Source organism: Asaia sp. As-1742, from assembly GCF_011753235.1.
GTDB classification, from domain to species: Bacteria; Pseudomonadota; Alphaproteobacteria; order Acetobacterales; family Acetobacteraceae; genus Asaia; species Asaia bogorensis_B.
On the sequence record NZ_VWWA01000014.1, the window covers coordinates 36,808 to 60,976 of the forward strand.

At 59.0% G+C, this 24,169-nt stretch carries 32 protein-coding genes and 3 pseudogenes; 30 read left to right on the forward strand and 5 right to left on the reverse strand.

The annotated features are described in order from the left end of the window. Nucleotides 1–94 precede the first annotated feature (94 nt). The 6 genes from F3J08_RS14535 to F3J08_RS14560 all read left to right on the forward strand — a co-directional run bounded on the left by F3J08_RS14535 (nucleotide 95) and on the right by F3J08_RS14560 (nucleotide 3,519). A complete protein-coding gene (locus tag F3J08_RS14535; protein WP_166930923.1) occupies nucleotides 95–880 on the forward strand; it encodes a DUF5131 family protein in 786 nt (261 codons plus the stop codon). A 20-nt stretch (nucleotides 881–900) separates the two neighbouring features. Then, entirely contained in the window at nucleotides 901–1,263 is a 363-nt protein-coding gene (gene tcmP, locus F3J08_RS17420) for a three-Cys-motif partner protein TcmP (protein WP_166930925.1), read from the forward strand. Further along, nucleotides 1,214–2,152: a three-Cys-motif partner protein TcmP gene (gene tcmP / locus F3J08_RS14545; RefSeq protein ID WP_166930926.1), complete on the forward strand. Its 939-nt coding sequence runs from the start codon at nucleotides 1,214–1,216 to the stop codon at nucleotides 2,150–2,152. The genes tcmP (F3J08_RS17420) and tcmP (F3J08_RS14545) overlap by 50 nt, the downstream gene beginning before the upstream one ends. A 224-nt stretch (nucleotides 2,153–2,376) precedes the next feature. After that, nucleotides 2,377–2,595 carry a type II toxin-antitoxin system PrlF family antitoxin gene (locus tag F3J08_RS14550; protein WP_166930928.1) on the forward strand — a complete coding sequence of 73 codons (219 nt, stop codon included), beginning with the start codon at nucleotides 2,377–2,379 and terminating at the stop codon, nucleotides 2,593–2,595. Next, nucleotides 2,570–2,944, forward strand: coding sequence for a type II toxin-antitoxin system PemK/MazF family toxin (locus F3J08_RS14555; RefSeq protein ID WP_205207049.1), 375 nt, complete (start codon nucleotides 2,570–2,572; stop codon nucleotides 2,942–2,944). Before F3J08_RS14550 ends, F3J08_RS14555 begins: the two co-directional genes overlap by 26 nt. A gap of 197 nt (nucleotides 2,945–3,141) precedes the next feature. Further along, on the forward strand, nucleotides 3,142–3,519 hold the full coding sequence (locus F3J08_RS14560) for a hypothetical protein (RefSeq protein ID WP_166930929.1): 378 nt from the start codon (nucleotides 3,142–3,144) through the stop codon (nucleotides 3,517–3,519). 513 nt (nucleotides 3,520–4,032) lie between these two features. On the opposite strand, the gene F3J08_RS14565 is transcribed toward F3J08_RS14560, so the two are convergent. Beyond that, on the reverse strand, nucleotides 4,033–4,362 hold the full coding sequence (locus tag F3J08_RS14565) for an HU family DNA-binding protein (protein WP_166930931.1): 330 nt from the start codon (nucleotides 4,360–4,362) through the stop codon (nucleotides 4,033–4,035). Nucleotides 4,363–4,531: 169 nt separating this feature from the next. Between F3J08_RS14565 and F3J08_RS14570 the strand changes: the two genes are divergently transcribed. The 7 genes and pseudogenes from F3J08_RS14570 to F3J08_RS14600 all read left to right on the forward strand — a co-directional run bounded on the left by F3J08_RS14570 (nucleotide 4,532) and on the right by F3J08_RS14600 (nucleotide 9,779). Beyond that, complete coding sequence (locus F3J08_RS14570; protein WP_166930932.1) at nucleotides 4,532–4,801, forward strand: hypothetical protein; 270 nt, start codon at nucleotides 4,532–4,534, stop codon at nucleotides 4,799–4,801. Further along, complete coding sequence (locus F3J08_RS14575) at nucleotides 4,798–6,243, forward strand: hypothetical protein (RefSeq protein ID WP_166930934.1); 1,446 nt, start codon at nucleotides 4,798–4,800, stop codon at nucleotides 6,241–6,243. The genes F3J08_RS14570 and F3J08_RS14575 overlap by 4 nt, the downstream gene beginning before the upstream one ends. Nucleotides 6,244–6,263: 20 nt before the next feature. Then, entirely contained in the window at nucleotides 6,264–8,429 is a 2,166-nt protein-coding gene (locus tag F3J08_RS14580) for a DotA/TraY family protein (protein WP_166930936.1), read from the forward strand. A gap of 69 nt (nucleotides 8,430–8,498) precedes the next feature. Continuing rightward, on the forward strand, nucleotides 8,499–8,852 hold the full coding sequence (locus F3J08_RS14585; RefSeq protein WP_166930938.1) for a hypothetical protein: 354 nt from the start codon (nucleotides 8,499–8,501) through the stop codon (nucleotides 8,850–8,852). A 29-nt stretch (nucleotides 8,853–8,881) separates the two neighbouring features. Next, nucleotides 8,882–9,145: a hypothetical protein gene (locus F3J08_RS14590; protein ID WP_166930940.1), complete on the forward strand. Its 264-nt coding sequence runs from the start codon at nucleotides 8,882–8,884 to the stop codon at nucleotides 9,143–9,145. Nucleotides 9,146–9,237: 92 nt separating this feature from the next. Beyond that, nucleotides 9,238–9,513 (forward strand): type II toxin-antitoxin system Phd/YefM family antitoxin, encoded by a 276-nt coding sequence (locus tag F3J08_RS14595; protein ID WP_166930942.1) that lies wholly within the window; start codon nucleotides 9,238–9,240, stop codon nucleotides 9,511–9,513. Then, nucleotides 9,510–9,779, forward strand: a pseudogene (locus F3J08_RS14600) (Txe/YoeB family addiction module toxin). Before F3J08_RS14595 ends, F3J08_RS14600 begins: the two are co-directional and overlap by 4 nt. Nucleotides 9,780–9,783: 4 nt before the next feature. Here F3J08_RS14600 and F3J08_RS14605 read toward each other — a convergent pair. From F3J08_RS14605 to F3J08_RS14620, 4 genes are all read right to left on the reverse strand, one after another. Beyond that, nucleotides 9,784–10,080, reverse strand: a complete 297-nt coding sequence (locus F3J08_RS14605) for a hypothetical protein (protein ID WP_166930943.1) — start codon at nucleotides 10,078–10,080, stop codon at nucleotides 9,784–9,786. 153 nt (nucleotides 10,081–10,233) lie between these two features. After that, nucleotides 10,234–10,491, reverse strand: coding sequence for a type II toxin-antitoxin system Phd/YefM family antitoxin (locus tag F3J08_RS14610; protein WP_166930945.1), 258 nt, complete (start codon nucleotides 10,489–10,491; stop codon nucleotides 10,234–10,236). Between the two features lie 98 nt (nucleotides 10,492–10,589). After that, a complete protein-coding gene (locus tag F3J08_RS14615) occupies nucleotides 10,590–11,081 on the reverse strand; it encodes a hypothetical protein (protein ID WP_166930947.1) in 492 nt (163 codons plus the stop codon). Next, the gene (locus F3J08_RS14620) at nucleotides 11,078–12,067 is read right to left on the reverse strand and encodes a hypothetical protein (RefSeq protein WP_166930948.1); all 990 of its coding nucleotides are present in this window, start codon (nucleotides 12,065–12,067) and stop codon (nucleotides 11,078–11,080) included. Before F3J08_RS14620 ends, F3J08_RS14615 begins: the two co-directional genes overlap by 4 nt. A gap of 350 nt (nucleotides 12,068–12,417) precedes the next feature. Between F3J08_RS14620 and F3J08_RS14625 the strand changes: the two genes are divergently transcribed. The 17 genes and pseudogenes from F3J08_RS14625 to F3J08_RS17245 all read left to right on the forward strand — a co-directional run. Next, on the forward strand, nucleotides 12,418–12,804 hold the full coding sequence (locus tag F3J08_RS14625) for a hypothetical protein (RefSeq protein ID WP_166930950.1): 387 nt from the start codon (nucleotides 12,418–12,420) through the stop codon (nucleotides 12,802–12,804). Nucleotides 12,805–12,857: 53 nt separating this feature from the next. Then, entirely contained in the window at nucleotides 12,858–13,370 is a 513-nt protein-coding gene (locus F3J08_RS14630; RefSeq protein ID WP_166930951.1) for a hypothetical protein, read from the forward strand. Further along, entirely contained in the window at nucleotides 13,360–14,106 is a 747-nt protein-coding gene (locus F3J08_RS14635) for a transglycosylase SLT domain-containing protein (RefSeq protein ID WP_240149380.1), read from the forward strand. The genes F3J08_RS14630 and F3J08_RS14635 overlap by 11 nt, the downstream gene beginning before the upstream one ends. Before the next feature lie 28 nt (nucleotides 14,107–14,134). Further along, nucleotides 14,135–14,815: a hypothetical protein gene (locus F3J08_RS14640; protein ID WP_166930953.1), complete on the forward strand. Its 681-nt coding sequence runs from the start codon at nucleotides 14,135–14,137 to the stop codon at nucleotides 14,813–14,815. A 489-nt stretch (nucleotides 14,816–15,304) separates the two neighbouring features. Next, nucleotides 15,305–15,676, forward strand: a complete 372-nt coding sequence (locus F3J08_RS14645) for an HU family DNA-binding protein (RefSeq protein ID WP_166930955.1) — start codon at nucleotides 15,305–15,307, stop codon at nucleotides 15,674–15,676. Continuing rightward, the gene (locus tag F3J08_RS14650; RefSeq protein WP_166930956.1) at nucleotides 15,654–16,523 is read left to right on the forward strand and encodes an FkbM family methyltransferase; all 870 of its coding nucleotides are present in this window, start codon (nucleotides 15,654–15,656) and stop codon (nucleotides 16,521–16,523) included. Before F3J08_RS14645 ends, F3J08_RS14650 begins: the two co-directional genes overlap by 23 nt. Continuing rightward, nucleotides 16,502–17,395 carry a methyltransferase domain-containing protein gene (locus F3J08_RS14655; RefSeq protein WP_166930957.1) on the forward strand — a complete coding sequence of 298 codons (894 nt, stop codon included), beginning with the start codon at nucleotides 16,502–16,504 and terminating at the stop codon, nucleotides 17,393–17,395. The genes F3J08_RS14650 and F3J08_RS14655 overlap by 22 nt, the downstream gene beginning before the upstream one ends. Beyond that, nucleotides 17,379–18,035 carry a hypothetical protein gene (locus F3J08_RS14660; protein WP_166930959.1) on the forward strand — a complete coding sequence of 219 codons (657 nt, stop codon included), beginning with the start codon at nucleotides 17,379–17,381 and terminating at the stop codon, nucleotides 18,033–18,035. The genes F3J08_RS14655 and F3J08_RS14660 overlap by 17 nt, the downstream gene beginning before the upstream one ends. A 57-nt stretch (nucleotides 18,036–18,092) precedes the next feature. Continuing rightward, nucleotides 18,093–18,773, forward strand: a complete 681-nt coding sequence (locus tag F3J08_RS14665) for a hypothetical protein (protein ID WP_166930960.1) — start codon at nucleotides 18,093–18,095, stop codon at nucleotides 18,771–18,773. Between the two features lie 65 nt (nucleotides 18,774–18,838). Beyond that, a complete protein-coding gene (locus tag F3J08_RS14670) occupies nucleotides 18,839–19,201 on the forward strand; it encodes a glycoside hydrolase family 125 protein (protein WP_166930961.1) in 363 nt (120 codons plus the stop codon). 357 nt (nucleotides 19,202–19,558) lie between these two features. After that, the gene (locus F3J08_RS14675; protein WP_166930963.1) at nucleotides 19,559–19,810 is read left to right on the forward strand and encodes a hypothetical protein; all 252 of its coding nucleotides are present in this window, start codon (nucleotides 19,559–19,561) and stop codon (nucleotides 19,808–19,810) included. 75 nt (nucleotides 19,811–19,885) lie between these two features. Continuing rightward, nucleotides 19,886–20,185, forward strand: a complete 300-nt coding sequence (locus F3J08_RS14680; protein ID WP_166930983.1) for a DUF2312 domain-containing protein — start codon at nucleotides 19,886–19,888, stop codon at nucleotides 20,183–20,185. Between the two features lie 462 nt (nucleotides 20,186–20,647). After that, nucleotides 20,648–21,184: pseudogene (locus tag F3J08_RS14685) on the forward strand (helix-turn-helix domain-containing protein); the annotation flags it as partial. A gap of 3 nt (nucleotides 21,185–21,187) precedes the next feature. Further along, nucleotides 21,188–21,985 carry a replication initiation protein RepC gene (gene repC, locus F3J08_RS14690; RefSeq protein ID WP_166930965.1) on the forward strand — a complete coding sequence of 266 codons (798 nt, stop codon included), beginning with the start codon at nucleotides 21,188–21,190 and terminating at the stop codon, nucleotides 21,983–21,985. A 58-nt stretch (nucleotides 21,986–22,043) separates the two neighbouring features. Beyond that, complete coding sequence (locus F3J08_RS14695; protein WP_166930967.1) at nucleotides 22,044–22,385, forward strand: hypothetical protein; 342 nt, start codon at nucleotides 22,044–22,046, stop codon at nucleotides 22,383–22,385. Between the two features lie 42 nt (nucleotides 22,386–22,427). Beyond that, a complete protein-coding gene (locus F3J08_RS14700) occupies nucleotides 22,428–23,252 on the forward strand; it encodes a DUF5131 family protein (protein ID WP_166930969.1) in 825 nt (274 codons plus the stop codon). Nucleotides 23,253–23,608: 356 nt separating this feature from the next. Then, nucleotides 23,609–24,169, forward strand: a pseudogene (locus tag F3J08_RS17245) (hypothetical protein); the annotation flags it as partial.

Below are 24,169 nucleotides of genomic sequence, written 5' to 3' on the forward strand. Positions count from 1 at the left end.
TTAGGCCTCGAATTTGTTGTGGCAAGCTGTAGAATCTCACCTGTTTTCAGGCCTTGAAGCCAAGGCGGCTCGGCCAGCAAGGGGTGAGAGTATCATGGCCGAGAGCCAAATCGAGTGGACCGACGCGACTTGGAACCCTGTTGCTGGTTGTTCTGTCATGTCGAGCGGATGCACAAACTGCTATGCTATGCAGATGGCGCGTAGGCTCGAGGCCATGCAGGTCGAGAAATATAAGGGCTTGACACGCCTTTCTGCTCAACGTGCGGTTTGGAACGGTAAGGTCCGTCAGGACTGGAACAGCCTCTCGATCCCTCTATCATGGAGGCGACCGCGCAAAATCTTCGTAAATTCGATGAGCGACCTTTTCCATGAAAGCGTGCAGACAGACTTCATCAAGGCCGTATGGGACGTGATGGCCAGAACCCCGCATCATCGATATCAGATATTGACGAAGCGACCGGAGCGAATGGCTGAGGTTGTGCCGGGCATTGTCCAAGAGCCACTAGAGAACGTCTGGCTTGGTACCAGTATCGAATGTGCTGAAGTTGCCCATCGCCTCGAGCACCTCCGTCACATTCCTGCGGCTATACGATTCATATCATTCGAACCTCTCATAGCCCCTGTTGGCCAACTGGATTTGTCCAATATTCACTGGGCGATTGTGGGCGGAGAAAGCGGGCGGAACGCGCGGCCTATCAGGGAAGACTGGATTGATGAGATCCATGATCTTTGCCGCATCCATGGCACGGCATTTTTCTTCAAGCAGTGGGGCACCTGGGGCAAGGATAACAAGAAACGGTCCAAGAAGGCGAATGGAAGAGAGTATCGGGGAAAGACCTGGGACGAGATGCCTACGTCTGCGCCCGTAGGCGTCCTCTAGCCAGAAGGGTCGAGTATCGGATGGTCGCAAAAAAAGATAAATATCCGTGGAGTAATGGCGCTCCTATCGACGACCACACAAGAACGAAACACAACATCCTCCGTCAGTATCTCGCATGTTACTTCGATGTTCGCCTGGCCAACCCACAAATCCGGGAGTTCAAATTCGCGATCATTGACGGATTTAGTGGTGGAGGTCGTTACGAAACGGGCGAGCCTGGATCGCCCTTGATTATACTGGAAGAGATCAGGCGGGCTTTTTTTCGCGCGTCAGTAAGACGTCAGGTTAATAATATGCCTGCGGTGAAGCTCACCGGCATTATCATGTTCAACGATGCGTCAAGAGGCTATAGGATTCCTCAAAGAACAAATATTGACGTTTGAGAAAGCCCAAGATATTGCTCCGGAAAATCTACGCATAAAAATAATGATGAGCTGCGATACGTTTACAACGTTCTATGCTCGCGTAAGACAAGATCTGTTGAGCCTGAGGATAAGCAACATACTTGTCAATCTGGATCAATGCGGAAATATCCTCGTCCCTGTTCCGATCATAAAAGACATCATGTCGAGCTTCAGATCTGGGGAGGTATTGCTGACATTCCTGATCCAGCCTTTTTTGACATATTTGCCTCATCATGACGACAAACGCCTGCGTCGCATTTTTCAAAGTCTGGGTCTTGACCCTGACAAGGCAGAGGAACTGGCGTGGACGCAGGACGGTGTCTATCTGAGTTACGATGAGCGCGTAGGGCGTGCGGAGATGCTTGTGTACTCTGAGTTCACAGAGCGCGCGACTTATGTCAGCCCCTTTGCTATTTATAATCCCGTTGGTTGGAAATATTGGAGTGTCCATTTTTCCAACATATCTCGTGCGCGAGAAGTATACAATTCGGTATTGCACGAGAATTCTTCCCATCTCGCACACTTCGGGCGTTCCGGGTTGCAGATGTGGTGCTCAGATTTGGCCACTGACGGGGCCTTGTACCTTTTCGATGATCGTGCCCGCGAAAAGAGCCGGATACTCCTCACGGATGATATCCCGAGGGAGGTGGAGCGAATGGGAGGCGCCACAGATATCAGGCAGTTTTTGGAGCAGTCATACCGGAACTCCGTTGCCCATCGTGAAGATCTGCTGGAATCGGCGTCAGGTAATCCAGATCTACAAATTATGACAAGGAACGGTAACCCACGGCGAAGCATCAAAAACATACGCTTCGATGACAAATTGGTACTTAGGCCACAACGATCCTTCTATCTGCCAACAAAATAATCAGGCGAAGGAATCTGTTTCAGACTGGGAGCATGTTCGGTAAGCATCTGTCCATATTCGGGATGAGATGATTTGCCCCTGCCACCATCTGACTTGATACGACTATGGAAGACGGAAGTCGCTGAGAGGCGGGGAGGATCTTCGGGCGGGATAAAGCCGGAGAGCTCATGGTCGTGGGGGGATTATGATTGCGTTGGGTAAGGAATTCTCTTACTTTAAGGCTCATGATAACGAGTAAAATCTCTACGAAGGCTCAGACCACGATCCCTCAGTCGGTAAGGGTCGCGCTCGGTCTGCAGGCTGGAGACACTGTTGGGTACGCGATAGAGAATGATCGGGTTATTCTGACGCGGATCTCTGCGAGAAAAGAGGGAGATGATCCCTTCGTCACATTCTCCGAGTGGGATAGCCCTGAGGATGAGACGGCGTATCGTGACCTTTGACGTGTGGGACGTCGTGGCGGTCCCGTTCCCCTATACAAACCGATCGGTCCAACAGCGACGACCGGCCCTCGTCGTCGGACGACACAGCCATGAAGGCGGACCGCCCTTATTATGGGTGCTGATGATCACTTCTGCATCGCATCGAACGTGGCATGGAGATGTCGTCATCAGCGACCCGGATGGCGTTTGCCTTCCAGCGCCATCCATGGTGCGAACCGCGAAGATTGCGACAATCGAGGCTCGGGATGCGGAGAAACTCTCTTCCTTACCACCAGAAAACCGATCCGACGTCGCAGGTTACCTGAGGGCGACCTTTGCAGATCTCGCGCATAAAGAAGGCGACCAGTGAGTAGGGCCGCGCCTCACCTGCAAGTCAGTGAACTCGAGGTGATCGTGGCGGTCGCAGAGGGAGAAAGCGTTCACCTAAGAGCGCCGTTCCATCCTGACCTGGCATACCGGGCGCGGGGATATAGGGGACGTTGGATCCCGGACAGGAATGCGTGGAGCTTCGAGCGGGCATACGAGCATAATGTGCGTGGGATATGCATGTCCATCTGGGGGGTGGATGGGTATCCGGAGCGGTTCGAGGATCTGTGCGATCTTGAGATCATCGTATCCGCGCGCGAGACGCCGACCGAACCCTTCTATCGCTTCAATAGCGATCTCTATCTGGGTGGGCGCCATATCGCAGGGGTACTCAGAAAGCCCAGTATCGTGCGCCCCGGGAAACAGGTGAGTTATCGCAAAGGCGGCCCGGTCTTTCACAGGGAAGGCTGCGGCTGGTGGTTACAGGTTCCAGGAGGAGCAGAGTTTGTGATCCATCAGGTGCCGCGCATGGCCATACCCTATTTCGAGCTTTGCCTTGAAGGCCATGGCGTCTTGCGCGTGCTGAGCCCGTCCGATGAGCGATGCCGTAAAGAATAAATGTTCACACTCACGCATGGTCCACACTGCATCGGAGCAGAATATACTCAGATCTTCGATAGGGAATGACCCGATATATTCCCGCCGTACTCTCGTCGGTATATGTCTCCCCATCGACCGACCATTGCCAGAAACGTCCGGTGAGCATCACGTAACCCAGGATCCTGTCTGACCTGGAGTGGCGCACCATATACCTTCGGACAGGCGGCAACCGCTTGGCGCGCTCGCGTAACCGGACCAACGATTTGTCTGGTGTCCGATCATCAAGCATCGCGCCGAACGGCCTTTCCAATGTCTGGGGATGTCCGGCGAGATAGGCCTGCCGACGGGCCGTTGCGCGATCAGGTCTGATCGCATGCGACGATCCGATTTCTGCAAGATCGATCGACGGACATGACCTGTGTTCAGTCACCGTTTCTGTAAGCGGCGTCATAGCGGTGCGCGACGGTGTGCAGGTCTTTCGCAACCTGAGTGGATGGCAATTATGCGACTGCTGAGAAAAGCGGTGGGGTTTTAAGCCGTCTTTTGTTTTTTCGGCTTTGCTGCCGGGAGTGCCTTTCGTTCTTCGGGCGGATTGAGCGCGTCCTTGACCGACTTGCCCGGTGCGAACCGCATGCCGCGCGAAGGCGGGATATCGATCGTCTCCCCTGTTGCGGGGTTCCGACCCTGGCGCGCCGCATTGTGTTTCAGCGCGAATTTCCCAAAGCCAACCAGAGCGACGTCTTCATCGGCCGCCACGGTCTTTACGATGGTGCCGAAACTCGCCTGTATGACGCGTTTGACATCCTGCATAGGCAGTCCGGTTTCCTGACTGACCTGAGTGACGAGATCATGCAGATTCATGGTCCAACTCCCTGAGTAAGATACAACGCTAATGCGGCCCCTGCACCGAGCGCAATCGTGTCCCGTCAAGACAACGCCCTTTTTCTCAGGGCTGAGCAAAAAAACCTGCTCGAACTCTGGATGGATCAATCGAAGACTGGCCTGACCATGAACTGGAAAGGCCCTCATCATGTCCCCCTCAGACTCAACACTGTCTGCGATCGGTATCAAAGTCGAAACCATTCGCCTGGAGCAGGAACTCCTCATTCAGACGGTTTTCGCGCAGGGCAGGCTTTTGTCCCAGATCCACGCCGCCCTCCATCCCGAAGAACCGCCCAAGGGTGAGACGGCGACGGCCCTTCTCAAGGAGCTGATCGAGGCGGTGAAGAGCATGCATGATGATATTCGTCGCCTGCCCGGCTTCGATCCGGCATCGCATAAGGCTGGGCACGGGGCATGATCACCTACAGCAAGATCTCTGCGAAAGGGCAGGGCGCCCTTATCGTCGATTATATGAAGGAGGGCAGGGCGCAGGCGGATAAAGACGTCCGGGTCGAGGAGGATCCGTCAGCCGATCGTGGTGGAAGGGTGGCCGCGCAGACGCGACAGGAAGAGCCGCGTCCTGTCGCGCCAGCCGTGCAGGAGCCCGCTTCCGGGCCAGAGGTGACGACAGCGCCTGTTGCACCCCAGGAACCGTCAGGTCCTTCGGTCGCGCAAGACCCCGTGATCCGCGACGAACCGGTCAGCGCGCCTAAGGTCGCACCAGAGCCAAAAGCGGAGCAGAGTGCAGGCACACCGGCCCAGGATGTTGACGGGCCCAGCGTTGAGCCGGAATCCCAGCCCGAGCCAGCCGCTTCTACTCCCGGAAACAGAGCCCCCGCTCAGGACGAGATCCCGCCCGGGTTCGACGAGGAGTACAGGGCCAGTCTGGAGGCCGAAACCAGGGCGAACCGGGAAGCGGACCGCGCGCAATCGGCCCGCGAGCCTGCCGCAACACCACAGGAGGACGAGCAGCGTCGTCGCGATGATGTCGAGCATGCGAAGAAGGCGGAGGATCGCGCGCCTGAGGGAAGGGATAGTCCCAGCGCACAGGAGAGTGGGCAAGAGCCGGGTGATCTTGAAGAACAGGCTAAGCCTACTAATCTTCCGCCCAATCCGGCATCCTCGATGCCCGCCGAGGAACCGACACAGTCCGCTCCCAACAGCGCTCCCGATGAAGCCTCCGCGCCGACACCTGATGTCACTGCAAAGACGGCAGAAGCCGAACGCCCGCGGATCGGCGTTCCGTTTCCCAATTTCGGATTCAAGCTTGGCAAGCCCCTTTCGGAGCGGGTGAAGGAGGCGGGCAAGGTCAAAGAAGCCGAGAAGGCACTCAACCTTGCCCTGCGTCAGTGCCATGTGGCGAGTGACGGGTTGTCGGAAAGCGTCAGTGCGCTGAGCAACCGCTTGCGTCCCATCAATGACGAGATTAACGCCTTTGGATCAGAGAATAATCTGAGCCGCGTCGCCGTCATCGCCGAGATGAAAAAGGACGGCAAGGCCGCCCATCTGCGCACCAAACTCGATGAGGCAATCGCGGCTGATCCGGAACTGGCCGCCCAGTACGGCAAGGTCCAGGCAGCCGTGAAGAACTGGGAGGTCCAGCGCAAGGCTGTCCAGCAGGTCGCGATCTCCCAGGGCAAGACACTCGATGACGATGCGCTCATGCATATCAACGAAAAGGACAAGAAGCTCGCAGGCCGCATGCAGTCCCAGCCCGGCCAGCAGGAGGGCAAGAGCCTGTTCGAGGAAATTCCCGAGCAGATCCGCAAGCTGTTCGAAAAGGTCAAGGAGGCCATCCAGCGCGTCTTCAACCGGCAACAGACGCAAAGCCAGGAGAGCGGCATGTCGCGCGACGTCTGATGCGAAAGGGGAAAAGCGCCATGATCGGTCCGTTAGCAGTCCTTATGTTGCTCGTTCTGGGGGTTGCTCCTGCCCTGGCGCAGGACAGTACCGCCGCCACGGCGGCCACGCCGACCTGGAACTATGACACCAGTGATGACTGGACGATCTGGGCCCTTCATACCCTTTCCCCGATCGGTGCTGGGGCCAGTACGGTCACGGGCACGATGTATCAGATCATCAATGTCCTCGTGGCCGGCCTGGGTAGCATCTATGCGCTCTATGCCCTGATGCTCAAGGGTCATGAAGTCAGCGAGACGGGCGAGATCCTGGCGAACAAGTTCAATGGCATGGTCGTGCCGCGCTATGTGCTGGCCAGCGCCATGCTGATACCGGCGCCTGGCCTGAACGGGCTGAGCCCCGGTCAGGTCGTTTTCGTCGATGGTATCGGGGTCGGCTCGATAAACGCGGCCCGGATGCTCAACAACGCCATTATCGATGCGATCGGCCCACGCGCCCTCCCGATCGCCGATCCGATCGTCCCCAATACGCGCACCGTCGTGCAGGGCGTCATCGCCAACGAGATGTGCCGAGGGCTGATCAACGCCTTTACCAACAACAATCAGTCCGTTCCGGAGCCTGTCTACAAAAGCGATTCCTATGGCATCAAGCTCGATTATGGCCTGCCCGATGTCTGCGGCTCAGTCTTTGTCTCTCATGCGAATGCGAGCTCACAGGGAACATTCCTCAGCTTTCCCGATATCTCGAATGACCAGATCGCAGCGTTCAAGACGTTGGTCACAAATGTCCGCGCAAAAGTCGTGCCGATTGCCCAGGCCATGTACACCACCCATAGCGCAGCGCCTCTAACCGGCCTTAACGCCATCCTGATGGACGAGGCCAACACCTATAACAACGCCCTGGTCAACGCCTCGGTGACAGCGATCGCTGCGATGCGCAATACGGCCAATGGTGGCCGCGAGGATCCCGGGATCGCCGAGATGCATCGCCTCGGCTGGTCGGGCGCGGCGGCCTATTATCTCGAAATTGCGCGGCTCAATTCACAAGTCCTTGGCGCGTCGTCGATCACACCGACTGTGACGGCTCCCAGTTACTACATGCTCGGCAGCTATCTCGCCGAGGATCTCAAACCGTATATTGAAGCGCTCGAAACCTATCAGGCCGAGCAGGATGCGTCTCTTACGCTGCTCGATACGTCCAAGGTGCCCGGTCAGGCGCCAGAGCTGGAAGCGGGAGCTGATCAGGACGCGCCGTCAGCGCTGTCGTCACCCTTCGACTGGGCGCTGCGCAAGCTGCATATCAACGAGTATTTTACAACGACCGTCATGTCGCTGGTAGCAGCTCCGGCGGCAGGGTCAGGCTGGACCGATCCTACCGCGTCCATAATCCATATGGGCCATTTCCTGATCCATTCGTCCTTCGCCACGATGGGCCTCCTGGCGCTGTCAGAAAGCGACGCCGTTCATCAGAGCGGTGCAAAGAAGCTGTTCAACGTGGCCAAGAACGCTGTCACGGGCAATGAAGTCGGCGCTGCCCTGTCAGCCCTGAATTTCGTTGGGGGAGGGCTCCTGTCCCATCTGGCACCCGCCATCATGAGCGCGCTTCTGGCGCTCCTGATCCCGGGGCTGATCCTCGCCTATCTCCTGCCGATGATGCCCTTCATGTATTTCTTTGCCGGTGTCATGGGGTGGTTCATCATCCTGATCGAAGCCGTCATTGCTCTGCCGATCGGGGCGATCGCGCATCTCGTTCTCGGCGGCGAGGGACTGCACGGCAAGGGGATACGGGTTTACGAAATGGCCTTTCATATTCTGCTGCGGCCGATCCTGATGCTGGCAGGACTGATGATGAGCTACACCCTGTTTTCCCTCGGAAGCTGGTTCCTGATGAAGGGCATGGCGATCTGTGCGGGCTTCGTCCTCGCCAACGGCTATCTGCTCGATAATCTCCTGGGTGACATCGTCATCATCGCGGTGTTCGTCTCGGGCGAGATGGCGCTTGCCAATCTCTGCTTCCGCCTCATCTCGACCATTCCCCATCACGCAACGGCCATGGCCGGGTTCGCCTCGATCGGACGCGTAGACAGCGATAGCTGGGTAAGTGACACGACTGGCAAGCATAGCCAGGGCAAGGCGCTGGAGGAAACGCGTAAGCTGGCCCAGACCGCCATGAGTGAAAGAAAATAATGATGGATCGGCAACCGTCTCTATCGTATCGTTGTTACCAGAACCCACGAACGGCGTCAGGAGGAGCATATGGATACATTCGAATATCAGGCGCTCCTGGACATCCGGAATGCGACGCGCCAGTTTGCCAAAACCGGGCAGAACACGGTTCCTGTGGAGCTCTATCGCGAGCAGCAGAAAGAGCTGGCCGGGGCACAGGCCTATATCGCCGCCTTGCAGGGCCAGCTGGCCGACACGAAGGCGCAGCTGAAGACAGCCGAGGATCGCGCAAGGCTCCACAAGATGCGCGAGGAGGTCGAGACCGGCAATCTGGCGAACTGCAAGAAACTTGTTGCCGAACTGCGCGCCTACTTCCGCCCCAAGGTCGCACGTCTCGAGGAAGAGAACGCAGCCCTCAAGCAGCAGCTCGCCGGCAAAGCCTGAATCAGGTCTTTCGGCTCGCGGGTATCTTCATGGCGGGGTCCTTTCTCGCAGGGTGCGCTGCCGGTAACATCCGCTCGGCGCCCCGACGGGGGCCGGCACCTCCTCCTGTCGCTCATGCTCTCTTCGATCCCTACGCCCCCTATGCGAGCGCGCCCGTTATCTGGAAACCGACTGTCGCTCCCCGCATGCAGCTTGGACGACCGCGCGATCCCGTGATCGAGGCCGGGCGGCCGGACTACGAAAACGCGCCGTGGTCGATCAATCAACAAGGGAAGAAGGCAGGGACGTTCTGAGGACAGAGAAGAGTTGATGGGGACATGCAAGAGAATGCTCCTCTAAGCGTACGTGTTTCTGTACTCTGGAAAATTCAGAGCGGGGAGATGTCATGCCAACCCTTTCATACACCGATTTGAGGCAGAACCTGGCGACCGTATTGGATGACGTCGTCGAAAGCCGCGCACCGGTTACGATCACCCGCCAAAAAGGACGGGGCAACGTCGTCATGCTTGCGGAAGAGGAATTCGTGGGATGGCAGGAAACTGTCCATCTGCTCGCGAGCCACGCGAATGCCACTCGTCTGATCGGAAGCTTGCAGTCGGCTCTCTGCGGAAACGTCCAGGAAAGGGATCTGGTCCCAGCTGCAGCCAACCCTGAGCCGTGAAAGTCTGCTTTACGCAGCAGGGGTAGGAAGACTACCTTTTCTGGACCGACACTGATCGAAACACCCATCGGAGAATCAACGACCTGATCAAAGAAATCAGGCGATCTCCTTTCAAAGGTCTCGGCAAGCCTGAGCCTCTCAAGGGCGCTCTTTCCGGATGTTGGTCCCGGCGTATCACCGGCGAGCACCGTCTTGTCTATCTCGTGGCAGGGACTCCCGGCATCGATCAGCAGATGCAGATTATCCAGTGCCGCTATCACTATTAATCGATCACGCCTTGATGTCGGCGCGATCGATCGTAGCCAATCGCTTCTCATTGATCGCGGATGAAATCGCCTGTCGGATCGCATTCGTCAGGCGCTCTGGTAGCAAACCGTATTCGTAAAGCCCCGGGCGACCGGGGATTGGCCTCATATCCGGCGAAGGCCAGATATCCAGATTGGCTTCATCGAGAATGATCCACGACGTCCTTGCGGGATCGAGACCCAGGTGTTGCTTTAGTTTTGGCGGGATTTCAATGGCGGCGGTCTCATCGCCCGGCCGTTGGGTCGTGATCGGCAGGATCATCGCTTTCTGCTCCCCGGAGGCGCCGATGATTGCGGCGACGATACAGGCCGGTCGCTCCTTTTCGCCGATCCGCTGCCCTGCATTATGCTGTCGTTTCCATACATACTCGTATCGAAAAACCAATCCGGGACGCGCTACGGGAAGCACCACGCATTAATCGTCCAGCAAATGGTCGAGCGCTGCCTGCGCCGGGTTCGCATAGGGCTCGCTAAGTGCGTCAGCAAATTCGTCCGGAAGGTCCTCAATGGCTACGACAACTCTATCACGCCGTCTCAGGCGTTCGAACTCATCGACAGGCATGATGACCAGCCTGTCGCGACCATGATAACTCACCGTTACTGACTCGCGTAGAGCAGCCTCCTGCACACGGGCGACATTGCGCTGAAGATCTAATGAACTGAAGCGCTGCATGGCTCTCTCCCTCAATATACGTAAATTATGTATTTTACCTCCGCAATGGTCAAATAAAAACAGCTGGATCAGAACCGGCTACGGTGCCTGTTCGGCTATCAACGATATCGTCGTGGCCATGCCGCGCTACCGGCTTTCAGAAACTGCCAGAATGAGCCTCGCGCGCCGCATCTGAGACGCCAGTTACCCAATGCCTGACGCAGATAGCCTGCTGCAAAAAGCAGGCCGACCAGCAGACTATCCATCACGAGGGCGGCGGAAGGCCGATGCCCCTGAACCAGGGCCGGGGTGAGCAGAGCAGCGATGTAGGCAATCCCAACACCGAGAAAGAGCCAGCAATTGCGCCATGAGCTCGCAATCGCTCTTCGCTGCGCGGGATCGGGTGCCCCTGTTCTGAGGAGCACGACATTCGGGCCCGTTGCGTCGGCCTGCTGATCACCGTTTTCCTGCGTGCCTCTTTTGGCAGCACTCCAGACATCGTTAAGCAGGGCCCAGCCCGACATGATACCCTCGATATTGGCGCTGCGCCTGAGATTGCGCATAGGGCTGGGCAGGGCAATCAGCTTCAGGATCGTGCGCAGCCGGCTCATGGTGCGGCTCGCCCAGCGACATCGAGCAGATCGGCCGGAATGCCATCCACCTTGTGCTCGACACCTGTCGTGTCGCGCCAGGCAAATGTCGGCGTCCCCTGCAGACCGATCTCGTGGGCGGTGTTCCTGTTCTCGATGAGTTTCAGAGACGCATATTCGTCATGCGGGAGCCCCGTCAGGAAACGCCCCGTGTCACTCCCGCCCGCGCCGCCCGAACTGGCGGCCGTGTCGAGTATCCTGAGCCATAGAGGCGGTAACGCCTCTGCACCGGCCGTCAGAAGTGCCTGTGCAGCTGGAGTGCTCTGCCCATTGTTTTCATGGTCGTTGACCGCAATGGGGATCAGCGTCAGCCGCAGATGGCCATTATCCACCAAGGGCTTGAGCGTCAGCCAGGCGCGCTGGGAGTATCCGCACAGGGGATCGATTACCATCCATAGATGCGGCGCGCCCACTCTGCCGATCGAGCCGCCCCAGGCATGGGAAAGTCGGGTCGCCGGACCGGCATTGGTGTCCGACGCACCGGAGGCAGGAACGCCCACGCGAACGACCGGGACAGTGCCTGCGATCGAGTGGATCTGCGAGCGGGTGATGTTCTCACCATCGAGCGTCCACATCACGCCGCCGATAGGCCGCTCACCGTCCGGCGTGATGTAATAGGTCTGGAAATGAGCCCCCTTGCGCGCAAACACCCCTCTCATGCCATGACAGATCCCAAGATCGAGGAGGGTTCGTCCATCCTGTGACAGGGCCTTGAGTGCCGGTATGGCGGTGATCGCATCGGGCGCAAAAGGGTGCAACGGCAGATCCGGCTGGCAGGCCGGGTCGGCGATCGCTCGCGTTTCAACCGCTGGGATGCTGCGGGCAACGGCGGGTGGTGCGGGGGTAGCGTTCACCGGCTGGATCGCCGGGCATTGCTGGGCGAATGCCGGGGAGGGCAGGGAAAGCAGGCATGGGATCAAGGCAATCCCGGGGATCAGCGCACGCATCGGTTGAGTCCTTGGCAGAGATGATATGCCAAGCCTCCGACGCCTCTATCCAGAGAGCGACAGGCAAATTTCAAAAAAAAGAGGCGGATGCGAAAATAACCGCTCGCTCTCTGGATCGCCCCGCCTGACGATCGCGGAAGGCGGCCAAGCCCTGGCCACCGTTTTGGCTTGGGAGATCCAGGATGAGCCTACCCTTACGGCGCAACGCCCATCGGACTGGCCGAGGGATCCTGGAAGCTCACAATCACTGTCAACCATCGCCGAGGAAGCCAAAAATGAGGCATTGGCGTGTCCGCTTCCTCAGTGATCATCTTCGCCTTGTCGTGCACAGCCTCGTTTACGGTGGTTGCGTGGCAGCACTGGCCGGCGGCGTCTACGGTTTATGGGTCAGCGTAGAGCAAAGGAAGGAATACCTGCATGCCAGTATCGTTGGACAGACTATTAGCCGGGGCGACCATCTCAATACGGAGCGTCAGCTCAACGATCTCCGTCAGGCGATCCTGTCGTCAGCCCTGTCCGCTGATGAAAAGAAGCGTCTTCTGACCGTATCCTCGTCCGCCAGGCCTTTCGTTTTCCGCTCCATTGCTCCGTATAATGAGGCTCTTCCGAAAGGCCTGCCCTTTCTGGTGAACCAGTTCCTGCGGATCAACAAAGAAACGGTTGCAGAAGACAAACGGGGCATGGCTTTGATGGCGGCTGTGACATCCTACACCCCGGAGCAGGTCAGGGCGCCTTGAGGTTCGAGACGCTTCATGGCCAGTGTTTGCCTGCCCCACTCCAAGGAGAACAGATGATGGTTCGACAATACCGCCTCGCGGCCCTAATGCTTATCGCCATCACAGGGCTTGCCATACTGCCTCTCGAGACCATGGCGCAGACTGGGCCGGCTGGAGCGCAAAAGGGCTTCACCGACCAGGAGCTCGAGCGCATGTCACAGGAACGCCTGCGTGACATGCCCAAACGCGACTGGGGGCCGCCAGTACCCCAGAGCGCCGTACCGCCCGGTCCAAGGCTGTCGCCTCTGCCCGAGCCCGCAACATGCCTGAGCACGACGTCCGAGGACGAGCCGATCTTCGCCTCGCCCAATCTCGATGCCAGGCGGATCGGGATCGCGCCAGGACGGATCGCTGCAACGGGACTGCATCGGGGAGCCTTCACAAAGGTGCTCTACACAGGGACAAGAACCGGCTGGGTCGCAACGGCTCATCTTGTGCCGTTTCACGCAACAGGCGGCGGGAGTGCCACCTTATGTTTTGTCTCGGGCGTCGCACCGAATGGCATGATCGCCTATCATGTCGAGTAGAGGCAGGATCGGCCTCGCTCTTGCGATCCTCTGCTGTCCCCATGCCGAGGCCGCGCCCGAGGTGATCCCGACCATCCCTGAACTCGGCGGTCCCCATATCACCGCCGCCGGCGGTACGACTGGTGACGTGGGGGGAGGGAGCGACACGCAGGGCAGTGCGGGAACGGCAAGCACATCATCGCCCTGGACAGGGAGCATTACGAATAGCGATGCCATGTCGGCCCTGCAGGCGCAGAGCTATGGCAGTTCCGCAATTGCCGCTGCCGAGAATGCGGGCGTCAATCCAGCCACCCTTGCTGCTTTCGGGGAGGTGGAGAGCCATTACCAGAATGTTGGCAACGCCACTTCGTCCGCCCAGGGCGTATGGCAGATCACCCAGGGCACCTGGGACGACACCGTCAGCAAATACGGCCTGCCTTACACGGATGCGGACCGCGACAATCCTGCAGCGCAGGCGGATGTAGCAAGCCACATCATCGCGAGCTATTCCGCGACCGTGTCCGCGCGTACCGGCGAGCCCGCAACGACATTACAGGCTTATGGCGCCTATATGTTCGGGCCGACGACGGGTGCCAGTATCGCGGCGGAGAAGGATTCCTCGGCGCCACTGAGCAAATATGTCTCCGCCACTGCACTTGCCAATAATGGCATGTCCGGGTGGACTGTCGGGCAATATTACTCGACCATGGCCAGCCGCATGGGCAGTGGCTCATCCTCGCTGGTCTCAAGCGGATAGGGGCGTTCGAGTCTTCCCCATGAGGGCGATGATTCCTCTTTGCTGCCCGCCTGACCATCGGGCGCGGCTGAGTAGCCTCGGTGCAGAAATCGACGCGACCATAAGACGCCTCACGATGCCGTCGGCGTTTCTTAGGACAGAGCAGTGGCGTGCCTTCGCACCGTATCTCCCCGCACGGTTTCATCCTGAGCGTCCAGGACCTTATCTGCAGCCACGCCCTGTTCCCTTACCACTATGGGGCTGGAATCTGCGCGCGCTTCTTGAGCGCCGCGACTGGGATCGCATACGACGCGATGCCTACGCGTCATCTGGCCAGTGCTGCCGCATATGCGGGGGTGTCGGCGCCCAGCATCCGGTCGAAGCAGACGAGATCTGGGTCTGCGACGATGTGAAGCGTGTTCAGAGTTTGAGCACGGTCTGCGCGATCTGTCCGGCCTGTCATGCCGTGCGTCACTGGGGGCGCACGACCATGCTCGGAGCGCAGAGCATCGCACTTGAACATATGGCTCATGTAAACCGGCTTTCTCTCGCGGCCTGCCAGGCCCTTGTCGATGCCCGCATGGCGGAATGGGTAGAGCGCTCAGCCCTTGAGTGGACGCTCGACATTACCTGGATTGAAAACCGGTACGCCATGTCCCCTCGTCCCGATGCACGCGCGAACGCCGAGGCGGTCCACGCAGCCCTCCTTGCCCGTCACAGCCCACGCTAAGTTGAGGCAACCGGGTTTTTTCAAAAAAAATGCCTCTAACGTCATTTTAGGTGCTCGCTCTCTGGGGATTTCCGCGCCCTGCTGGACGCATGCGATGCGCTTTCGACTTTGTCGGGGCGCGTCCTGTCGCAAGCAGGAGACCTCATGAGCCGCCATTCCGATCCCCCGCCCACACGATTCCATCGTGCGACTCCCTTGTCAGGTTCTGGCGAGTCGCGCTCCTATTTCCGGCCCAAATCAGTGGGTTAGGTGAATGTCACACTTTGTCGCAGTCACCGGACATGGGATGCGAAATCTCCGTAAGTGCCTCTCAGAGCGCAGGAACACCCACACCTTTCGTGGCACGGCGTTCCCTTTTCTGTTCCCGACCCATCGGGGCTGCGGTCGCTCTCTGGAGCGTAAGGCCTGTCTGTACCCCGATGCGGCGCCTTTGCCGCATGGCGCGATCTCCCATGCGGAGGGCGCGCCTTCGTGAAGGGAGACAGAAAAATGCCAGCACGCACAACGCTCGACGAACTCTTTCGCAGGGTCGAGGAGACCGTGCAGCGACCCTCCTTGGAGGTGCGCCGCACGATCGAGGCTTTTTTCGAACTGATGCCTGAAGTGCTCGCCGAGACGGACATGCCGGTCCGTATCCGTCATTTCGGTCAGTTCATGCTCAGCGTGCCACGTCGGACCCATTACGGCATCCAGTCCCGCGCCAGGACTCTCAAGCCCGAGATCATTTTCAGAACCACGCCCAATCTCAAGACGCGTCTTGCCGAAGTAAAGCCGACCCCTGACCGGGCAAGCCTGCGACCTGCGACGGCAGATGACGAAGCCAATGAGCAGACAAAACATGACACTGACGATAAAGGATAGCGCGCCATACGGCACGTACGCCATGACCCTGCATCAGCGCCTCGTCAGAGTGCTGATGCATGACACACTGCTGGGTCGTACCTCGCTGCGCCGCCGCTTCGTCGCCAGGTTCCGCGACGATGCGACCGGGCCGGTCGATGCCACCCTGTTCGGTCTGAAAGTCCGGTTTCACCCCCGCGACAATCAGACCGACGCCAAGGGGGCGGTGTGTGGCAAAGCCTATAATGCCACGGAGCTGCGCTGGTTGGCCAAGGCACTGCATCCGGACGATATCTTCCTCGATATCGGCGCGAATATGGGGTTCTTCTCCCTGTTCGCCGCGACGCGTGGGGCGCAGATCGTGGCGATCGAGGCCAATCCCGTCCTGCAGGTGCGGTTCGAGGCGAGTTTTGGGTTCAACGATCTGCCTTGCACTCTTTTGCGCGGGGCAGTGGGGGACACGAACCAGCGGGTGCGCATGGCACCAAGAGACGATGATCTCGGAAGCGGGACGGTCGAAGACTGCGAGGAGGGGCGGATCGTCATGCGGCCGCTTCTGGCGTGGCTTGCCGAAGCCAAAGTCGAGCGGATCGACTGTCTCAAGATCGATATCGAGGGGTACGAGGACCGGGCTCTGATCCCGTTCTTTCGGCACGCTCCCGCGCATCTTCGCCCGCGCTATCTGATGATGGAGCGCGCGACGCATCATGCACGCCGCGAAGCCCTCGAAACCTGTCTGGTACGTTCCGGTCTGTACCGTCTCAAGCATCAGAGCCGGGCCAACCTGTTCTACGTTCTCAACAGACCGCAACAGGCGGTGCAGGCCGGGCGGGATGGCGAAAGCCAGTGGGTCTGGCAGAGCGCATGACGGCTTATCACTGGACCGGCTCATGTCCGGCATGCCATGCGCCCTTCGCGCATGAAACCATGATGCCTTATTGCATCGAGGAATGGACGATCCTCGGCTGCAGGCAATGTGGGTATCATGCTGTCTCCCCCCTTCCATCGCATGGGGCGATCGAGGCTCATTATAATAGTGACGCCTATCGGCAGGCCGACGATCTCCATTATGCGAAGTCCCGCTCTCGCAAACGGCGCGCCATGCTCCGGGCGTTGCGCCTCTGGCCGTGGTTTCGTGGCAGGACCGTGCTGGATATCGGCTGCGGTGGCGGGTTCATGGTCGAAGCCTTCGCCCTGTTTGGCGCACGAAGTGCGTCAGGTATCGATATGTCTCGCGCGGGTATTGCCTATGCTACGGTGCAGGCGAGGCGCGGCACATATCGTGTCGCCGATGTCGAGAGCCTTTTATCGGGACCGGAACGTTACGGGTTCGTTTTCTGCTCCGAGGTGCTTGAGCATCTACCCGATGCCACGCTGCTGCCGCGCGCACTGGCTGCCTGCGTCCAGTACGGAGGCTACGCTCTCGTCAATGCACCCGATATCGGGCATCGGGAGACACCGGCCGACCTCACGCAATGGCCAGCTTTGTGTCCGCCCGAGCACCTGCAATGGTTCACCTCAGACGGTTTCGCTGCCGTCATGGAGCGCCATGGTTTTGTGCGCAAAAGACGCCTGCGTGCACGGGGGGCGGCATTCTCCGATCTTTTTTTGCGGGTCGATGAAAAAAACCCATCGCTCTCTGGATCGGGATCGGATGTGCTTTCTCAAGGAGACCGGATGGGTCTCGATCACAGTCTTCGGCCATTGCAGGAAAGAAAACGCCATGTTGACGCTTTATAGCCGCCGGAGGCCCGGCCCCGGCACTTTCAGAACGCGCTGCGTTCTTCTGGCGGCGGCCGGCCTTGGGCTCTGCGCCCCCGCCTCGGCGGTGGAGCGTCCTGTCGTGCCGATCTGCAATGAAAGCGCCCCGGCTGCGTCGGGACCGGTCCAGCTCGAAATGAGTCTCGTGGAAGAAAGTGTCTCACCATCCCGCCCGGACGACCGCGGGAGAGGGGCCTCCCAAAACCCGGTCCGCAATAGCGTGAAGTTCGATGGGTATCTCGCGACGGATGGGGCGCCCCTTCGGATCGGTAACGGCCGCGCAGAGCTATTTGACCCCCGGACGGATTTCAGCTTGTCCCCTGATGCCAGCAGGGCCGTTCCTGAAACCCTGTCTCGGGATGCCCAGCAGATAGACGGCAGTTTCAGCGCCGTTCTGGACCCTGATCACGGTATTGTCGTTAAGCCGCAAATCATGGTCACGCGCCATGCGGGCGGTCCGATCGGGAAATCCAGTATGTTCATATACGACAGGCCGATGATGATCACGGGCTTGCGCTGCGCGACCCAGGTCGATGTCGAGTTCTCCGATCCTGTGGCGCGGGAGGGACAACCCCAGAGGCATATCTTCCTTCACGTCTCGGCTTATCGAGCCCGTTAGCCCGCACGCGCGCGTCACTCCTAATCATAGCACCGCTCCCGAAAGGAGAACTCGATCATGGTTCGTTTTTCAGCCCCTCTTCGCCGTGCGTGCACGTCTGGCGCCATATTGGCTGCCTCTGCTTTTTGCGGCGCGATCACCGTTTCGGCCCACGCGCAGACGTCGTCTGTTGCCGCACCCTGCGAGAAAGCGGCATCTAAAACCACGGGACCCGCATGGATTCATCTGACGATGAAGCAGGAACGTCTGGTGTCTTTACGCCCTGTGAGCCTGAATAAAACGTCACTCCCGCTGCCAATCGAGGATATTGTCGAATTCGACGGTTATCTGCCGGCGGACGGTTCTGACATCCATATCAACGCAGGTCGCGATACGCAGTACGTTGCGCGTGCTTCTTCGACAACGGCCAATGGGAAACCGGAAACGGTCTCGGAAGCGCCGGGCAGGGTTCTCGCCGGTGTCACCGGAACATTCCACGCGCTGCCGGACAAGGATGGCAATATCGTCGTCACCGGCGATGTTCGTCTCACCGACGATCTCGCAATCGCTGAGGCGAAAGTTGGCAACCTCTCTTTCGAGCAAGCGCGCTTCAAGGATGTGCGCTTCCAGCCTTCTGTGACGGTCGCGGGGCTCCATTGCGTGGCACCCATGCAAGAGCGGACCGGAAACGTCAGGTCAGACAACCAGCAAGCGGGACCGATGGTCGGCGTCACCATTCTCGCCGAGCGCACTCAGTAACGCGCCCGCAGCCGCGCAACCACAAGCCACAGAAGTTCGACCTCGGAACGAAGGACAATGAGACAATGACCTTGAGACAATATCAGCAGTCCAAACGCCCTCGCTACGTAACGGCGTTCTCCCTCATTGCGGGGGTCAGTACGCTGACTGCATTTGCGGCACCGTCTATCGCTGCCCCGTCCGATGTCCCGGCTCTCGTTGCTGTCGCCAACGCCCAGCTTGCAGTTGAGAAAGAGACCCTCAGCACGATGCAGCAGATCCTCGCGCTTTTGCAAAAACAGGGGAGCGAGGCAGCCCAGGCCTCGAAGGAAAAAGCCGCCCTGCAGGACGCAATCAGGCAGGTGGAAGATATCAACGCCGAGCGACACATGGTTATCCAGCACAAGGAAGCGCTGGGCGGGAGTGAGCCTTCCCTCCATCAGCCTTAATCCCCCAAACACGATAACGCGGATCGATTCACGAAGCTCTTTGCATGAGGGCGCATCAGAAAGCACCGGGCCAATGACGACCCTCAACATTAACGCGATTACCCGGGAGGAGGTCTGGATGTCTCACGATTTATGCGGATGCCAGGGCAAGATCAGGTTTGTGTCGCTCACGCGTGCCCAGGACGCAGCTCATTCGATGCGCAAACGGGGTAAGGGCGCAGTCGGCGCCTATGAATGTAACCGCTGCGGTTTTTTCCACGTGGGCGCCCGATCGTCGGACGCCCGCGCCTATACCCGCGCGCTCCATGGGCGTCCTTCGCCCCGATGCGTGCAGATCCAGTCAGGAGGACTTGATCAGTGAATGAAGATAACTCCAGCATAGCAAGCAGCAATGTAGTCACCATTCAGGGCGAGGTACGCTGGATCGCGCCTGAAGAGCAGGGAACGCTTGGTCATTACCATGATCCGGTAAGCGGGTGGCGATCCGACGATCCGTGCCGCGCTGTTCACGAGGCGCTAGCCTCCACGACCTTCAGGATTCTCTACGACACGTTCGTGGCAGGCACTCATCTGCCTACCCCGTCGGCCGACGAGACGCCGCAATCATAATCGAAACGAGAGGCGTTCGGGGCAAGCATGTTCAGCCATGTGCTCCCGCGAGGCCGGAGACACCATCTTATGGATATGCCATTCAACCTGAATGAAGCGGCCGCCAGCCGGGCGCGCCAGGCGGCCGACCCCGATTCCAATGTGGGCGGTATCGCTGTCGATCGTCTGCGCAGTGTGATCGAGCGAGTCGAGCGCCTCGAGGAAGAGCGCAAGACGCTCGCCGGCGACATCAAGGATATTTTCGCGGAAGCCAAGTCCGCAGGATTCGACGTTCATACAATCAAAAACATCATCAAGCTTCGCAAAAAGGAGCCGAGCGAGATCGAGGAGCAGGAAACGCTGCTCGATATATATCGGCGCGCCCTGGGCATGTGAGGCGCTGCGTCGTGGATGGTTTCGTCATAATATCCGGCCCTGCAGTGCGGATATCGCCCGGTACTGGCCTGAACGGGTCTCTGCCGAATGCTGCCAAGTTCCCGGAGTTGAACGGAAAATTTCGTTCCCTGCACGTCTCCGACTTGTTCGGCGAAACGATCTGCCGCAATTTCGTCGGTTACTGCCACCGGACCATTCTGGGCCGTCTGGCGAGTCGAGGAAAAGAACCACCATGACCTGACCCCCAGACGCCAAAAACCCCGCCTCCCCCGATTGTCCAGATCGGAAGAACCAGGGTTCATGACAGATCGGAGATCTGGATAGAGGCCGGAGAGAATTAAGGCCCCCATTTAGCGATGCTCCCACCAGAAACGCAAGAGGTTTTTTGCGAACTGGAGAGATTTGTCTGAACGACCAGCCGGGAAGCGGTTCACGCAACCACTTTTCGATGGATGTTGAACCATGGAGTTTACCCCTCCCTTTGCAGGGCAGGACGGGTCGTATCGGCCCGGACGGCGGCGACTGAGTGCGGCCATGCTGGAAGCCGGAGCCGAGCCGACACATGAGCCCACCGACTATCCGGCGCGCCGCGAGGTCCTCGGGCTGCTCAAATCACTGCGTGGCGCCCTGCCTGTGTCAGCGGCGGCCGCCAATACGCTGATCGTGATGATCGAGCACACCAGGGCGGAAGACTGGACGGCGATGGAGACGCCTTTCGTCTACGCGCATAACGAGACGCTTCTGAACTGGACCGGGGTGTCGCTCGCAACGCTGCGGCGTCATATCCGCGAGCTTGCAGAGGCCCGGTTTCTGGTGGCCTAGGACGGCCGCAACGGACAGCGTGGGAAAAGGTGGCAGGGTACAGAGTCCCAACGGACAGGGTTCAACCTCGCATCGCTACGGTACCGCTGGACCGAGCTCGTCGCCCTCGGCCGATCGGAGACGCGCCGGCGGGAGGAACTGAGCTTCCTACGTCAGGAAATCGCCTCGCTCAACGAGCAGGTGCGCCTTCTGTCCGATGCGCTCGACCAGCCGATGATCATGGCAGAGGCACGTCGTCTTATGCGTTTGCGCCTGATGGTAAATGAGCCGGCTAGACTGCACGTTCTGCACGAGCAGATGGCCGCGCATCTCATGGCCCTTCGAGCCATTCAGGCGCAGCAGGAAGCGGCTGTGGATAACACCATAACCTCCGCGTTCCAGACCTCTAAAATGAGACCCATGGGTGCGCAAAGTGAGACCCACTATACAGATACAAAAAACAATCTATCTCTTAGAAAAGTAGTCTCCGTAGCGGCTTGCAGCCGCAATCGCATTGAAACAATGCGGCGTGAGCCGTTGGATCATCCGGGTGAGAGTTCCCGCCTCGGTCGTGAGAGCGCTCTTCGAGGATTCAAGGGAACAGCCCAGTTCTATCTCGGCATCTGCGCAGCGCTTCGCGAGATCTGCCCAACAGCGACACCCAGCGCGGAGCAGCTGATCGACGCGGCCGAATATCTCTCGGGTCAGATCGGGGTCTCATATCACGCCTGGGGACAGGGATGTAGCGTTCTCGGCCGGCTTCAGGCGGCGATTGCCGTGATCATCATGGCCTCGCGCCTCGAGCGTCAGGCCGTAATCCATGCCCGTGACGTCTATTTCCGGGCACTGGTCGAGCGGGGAGCCCAGAACGCCTTGTTCCTTGACCGAAGCCTTTATGCGCTTCGCGATGTCCGCAACCGGGAGGAGGCATCTGGTCTGATGAGCGCCGTAGTGGCCGCGGGCGATCAGCGGCTGCACTCACATCGTGTGGGATTATAATCGACATGACAGGGGCGATATTCGGATCGATCGAAACAATCAGGGTGCGTGACGGACGATGAAAACGAAAAGATCTTTGTCCAACAGGGAATGGGTGTGGATCCGGCAGCAATTCGGTAGGGCAGTACCTGAGGGGCTGCGCCTGGAGGCAGGGTTTCCTCTACCCGTTCGAAACGGATCGACGCGGCGTGAAGCCTACGTACCGGAGGCGCTCACCTCCCTGCTGGTGCGTGGTCTGGCGGAGATCCGCCCCGGTGCCGATGCAATGGGACGGTATTTTTCACGATTCCGGGTCTGGCCGATCTGCGTGGGGCGTTTGACGAACCATACGGACTGGATCGCAATCGGTGTCCCGATCTGTTTGCCGCCCTTGAGCAAAGGAAATCTGACGGGCTCATAACAGACAACCGCCCGCCGATAAAAACAAGATCGTGAGGCCGGTATGGTGAAGAACTCCCGAATCGAATGGACGCAGCACACATTCAATCCCTGGTGGGGCTGCACCAGAATATCTCCTGCCTGCAAGCATTGTTATGCCGAAGCCTGGGCGAAGCGTCTGGGACAGAGCGTCTTCGGGTTGCAGGCAGAGCGGCGGTTTTTCTCTGATCGGCACTGGCGTGAGCCGCTTGCCTGGAATGCTCAGGCGGTTCGAATGGGTGAACGCCCGCGCGTGTTCTGCGCCTCCATGGCCGATGTGTTCGAGGATCGGCGCGATCTCGATGCATCCCGCCGCCGTCTCTGGGAACTGATCGACGCGACACCCCAGCTCGACTGGCTTCTCCTGACCAAGCGTCCGGAACATATCCTGTCCATGGTTCCCTGGGGAGAAATCTGGCCAGGCAATGTCTGGTGTGGCGTGACGATCGAGGACCGGGAGCGCGCTGCCCTGCGTCTGCCCCATCTCGGACGCATTCCGGCTTGCGTCCGGTTCATTTCGGCGGAGCCGCTTCTGGGGGCGCTCGATCTCTCGCCCTGGCTCGGCACGACCATAGACTGGGTGATTGCAGGTGGGGAAAGCGGCGCAAAGGCGAGGCCGCCAAACCCGGCATGGTTCCGTACGCTGCGTGACCAGTGCCGGGACGCGAACGTCGCTTTTCATTTCAAGCAATGGGGTGAATGGGCCCCCGGTGATGCAAGCGATGTCGCGAGCCTAAGGGCGGCAGCGCCGGTCTGCGATCTACCTGTTATCCGTCTGGGAAAGAAAGCCTCCGGCCGTGCTCTCGATGGTCAGGAGTGGAACGGTCTTCCCACGCCGCGTTCAGCGTGATTTTCCACTGTTGTTCCTGGTCTGTTACTTCCCGTCGTCCTCTTGCTCAGCAGGAGTGACCATACCTGCCCTGACGCGATCACGACGTCGGTGTCGTCTACGGATTTCTGTTTCGATAGAGGAACGGACCATGGCGTTACGGTCTTCGCCGTCTTCCAACACTTCGTCGATACGTGCTTTCGCCCCCTCCGGAAGGGTCAGGTTCAGACGCTCATCCCATTGTTTTTTTCGGCCCATATAAGCGGCCTATCGTCGTGGATCATTCAAGTCAACGAAGTTTTTCGTGTGTATGATATTGACCGTATATCGTGCGCACGATATCCTTTGATACAGTCTCTCACCTGGAGTTGATCCCAATGGGATTTTCACGCGCGCTCGCACCGCTCTTCCTCATTTCCTCCTGCGCTCTCACGGCCTGCGGCGGCTCGACGCCCGCGCCTGAGCCCGTTCTTCTGAGCCAATTCAACGCGAATACGGATCGCTTCGATGTCGTCAGTACAATCGGCAGGCCCGAAGGCACGATCCAGAAGAATGGTCGGCCCTGCGATATCTACCAGATCTATACCTCGGGTCTGACCTCTGGCGGCCGCGCCGCCATGAAGGCCGGTGAGGTTCTCACCAGCGTTGCGACGCTGGGCCTCGCCCAGATGATCTGGGCGCCTGTCAAGGCGGGAACACGGCCCCAGCTTTATACCGTGCTGTTCTGCTACGGTCGTACGGACAAGCTCGTCGATATCTACGACACGGATCCGACGAACTCGCATGAGCAGGATCATATGATCCTCAATAAGTGTTTGGTCCCGGGTTTTGATGGTGCAATCTTTTCATCGGAATGGAAGGAAGCACTATGGGCCAGGTTCACCACGGGAGCGCCACGACGACAGCGGCAGTCCGTCGAGCGATACAGCATAGTCAAG

Coding starts and splice junctions, on each gene's coding strand:
- F3J08_RS14645 (WP_166930955.1), top strand. CDS start 15,305: ATGCCAGCACGCACAACGCTCGACGAACTCTTTCGCAGGGTCGAGGAG.
- F3J08_RS14565 (WP_166930931.1), bottom strand. CDS start 4,362: ATGAATCTGCATGATCTCGTCACTCAGGTCAGTCAGGAAACCGGACTG.
- F3J08_RS14560 (WP_166930929.1), top strand. CDS start 3,142: ATGTCCATCTGGGGGGTGGATGGGTATCCGGAGCGGTTCGAGGATCTG.
- F3J08_RS14580 (WP_166930936.1), top strand. CDS start 6,264: ATGATCGGTCCGTTAGCAGTCCTTATGTTGCTCGTTCTGGGGGTTGCT.
- F3J08_RS14610 (WP_166930945.1), bottom strand. CDS start 10,491: ATGCAGCGCTTCAGTTCATTAGATCTTCAGCGCAATGTCGCCCGTGTG.
- F3J08_RS14635 (WP_240149380.1), top strand. CDS start 13,360: ATGTCGAGTAGAGGCAGGATCGGCCTCGCTCTTGCGATCCTCTGCTGT.
- F3J08_RS14615 (WP_166930947.1), bottom strand. CDS start 11,081: ATGAGCCGGCTGCGCACGATCCTGAAGCTGATTGCCCTGCCCAGCCCT.
- F3J08_RS14700 (WP_166930969.1), top strand. CDS start 22,428: ATGGTGAAGAACTCCCGAATCGAATGGACGCAGCACACATTCAATCCC.
- F3J08_RS14585 (WP_166930938.1), top strand. CDS start 8,499: ATGGATACATTCGAATATCAGGCGCTCCTGGACATCCGGAATGCGACG.
- tcmP (WP_166930926.1), top strand. CDS start 1,214: ATGCGTCAAGAGGCTATAGGATTCCTCAAAGAACAAATATTGACGTTT.
- F3J08_RS14620 (WP_166930948.1), bottom strand. CDS start 12,067: ATGCGTGCGCTGATCCCCGGGATTGCCTTGATCCCATGCCTGCTTTCC.
- F3J08_RS14550 (WP_166930928.1), top strand. CDS start 2,377: ATGATAACGAGTAAAATCTCTACGAAGGCTCAGACCACGATCCCTCAG.
- F3J08_RS14555 (WP_205207049.1), top strand. CDS start 2,570: ATGAGACGGCGTATCGTGACCTTTGACGTGTGGGACGTCGTGGCGGTC.
- tcmP (WP_166930925.1), top strand. CDS start 901: ATGGTCGCAAAAAAAGATAAATATCCGTGGAGTAATGGCGCTCCTATC.
- F3J08_RS14595 (WP_166930942.1), top strand. CDS start 9,238: ATGCCAACCCTTTCATACACCGATTTGAGGCAGAACCTGGCGACCGTA.
- F3J08_RS14640 (WP_166930953.1), top strand. CDS start 14,135: ATGATTCCTCTTTGCTGCCCGCCTGACCATCGGGCGCGGCTGAGTAGC.
- F3J08_RS14575 (WP_166930934.1), top strand. CDS start 4,798: ATGATCACCTACAGCAAGATCTCTGCGAAAGGGCAGGGCGCCCTTATC.
- F3J08_RS14650 (WP_166930956.1), top strand. CDS start 15,654: ATGACACTGACGATAAAGGATAGCGCGCCATACGGCACGTACGCCATG.
- F3J08_RS14695 (WP_166930967.1), top strand. CDS start 22,044: ATGAAAACGAAAAGATCTTTGTCCAACAGGGAATGGGTGTGGATCCGG.
- F3J08_RS14605 (WP_166930943.1), bottom strand. CDS start 10,080: ATGATCCTGCCGATCACGACCCAACGGCCGGGCGATGAGACCGCCGCC.
- F3J08_RS14630 (WP_166930951.1), top strand. CDS start 12,858: ATGATGGTTCGACAATACCGCCTCGCGGCCCTAATGCTTATCGCCATC.
- F3J08_RS14660 (WP_166930959.1), top strand. CDS start 17,379: ATGTTGACGCTTTATAGCCGCCGGAGGCCCGGCCCCGGCACTTTCAGA.
- F3J08_RS14670 (WP_166930961.1), top strand. CDS start 18,839: ATGACCTTGAGACAATATCAGCAGTCCAAACGCCCTCGCTACGTAACG.
- F3J08_RS14570 (WP_166930932.1), top strand. CDS start 4,532: ATGTCCCCCTCAGACTCAACACTGTCTGCGATCGGTATCAAAGTCGAA.
- F3J08_RS14665 (WP_166930960.1), top strand. CDS start 18,093: ATGGTTCGTTTTTCAGCCCCTCTTCGCCGTGCGTGCACGTCTGGCGCC.
- F3J08_RS14590 (WP_166930940.1), top strand. CDS start 8,882: ATGGCGGGGTCCTTTCTCGCAGGGTGCGCTGCCGGTAACATCCGCTCG.
- F3J08_RS14535 (WP_166930923.1), top strand. CDS start 95: ATGGCCGAGAGCCAAATCGAGTGGACCGACGCGACTTGGAACCCTGTT.
- F3J08_RS14680 (WP_166930983.1), top strand. CDS start 19,886: ATGCCATTCAACCTGAATGAAGCGGCCGCCAGCCGGGCGCGCCAGGCG.